This window comes from Actinomyces sp. HMSC065F12, from assembly GCF_001814535.1.
GTDB lineage: Bacteria > Actinomycetota > Actinomycetes > Actinomycetales > Actinomycetaceae > Pauljensenia > Pauljensenia radingae_A.
Map to the genome: position 1 here is coordinate 1 of NZ_KV817035.1, position 603 is coordinate 603.

General features: G+C 52.2%; 1 protein-coding gene and 1 pseudogene. Both read left to right on the plus strand.

Annotated features, from left to right (window positions below; translation table 11 throughout):
• Positions 1 to 248, plus strand: a 248-nt coding sequence (locus HMPREF2975_RS10195) for a helix-turn-helix domain-containing protein (protein WP_227469371.1), incomplete at its 5' end; no start/stop codon positions are given.
• Positions 248 to 603: pseudogene (locus HMPREF2975_RS10200) on the plus strand (site-specific DNA-methyltransferase); the annotation flags it as partial. The gene HMPREF2975_RS10195 and the pseudogene HMPREF2975_RS10200, both read left to right, overlap by 1 nt.

Genomic DNA, 603 nt, shown 5'->3' on the forward strand with positions numbered 1-603 from the left:
GCGATAAGGCAGGAACGATGAGCGAAGCTGAATTAGAAAACTGGGTCACCATGAAAGAAGCGCAAACTCACCTCGGGGTGCGCCGGGAAACCATCACGAAATGGATAACAACCCATAATCTCCCTGCCTATAAAGTCGGCAGGGTCTGGAAGTTCAAACTCTCAGAAATCGACGAATGGGTCCGCACCGGTCAAGCCGCAGAAGAACCACATCCCAACAACCCTCACGAGCCTAAGGAGGAACGCTAATGCCAGAACTGAACTGGGTCGGCAAAGACAAGGTGATCACCCACCACCTCGACGTTCCCTACCGCGTCCTCGACCGCCAATACTCATATGACGAGCACGGCCAACACGATGGGGACAACGGCTCACAGAACATGATTATTCATGGTGACAACCTCGAAGCCCTCAAAGCTCTACTACCAAAGTACGAAGGCAAGGTTGACTGCATTTATATCGATCCTCCCTATAACACAGGCAACGAAGGCTGGATCTACAACGACGCCGTCAACGACCCACGAATCAAGAAATGGCTTGGCGAAGTCGTCGGCAAAGAAGGCGAAGCCCTCTCCCGCCATGACAAATGGCTATGCATGATGTA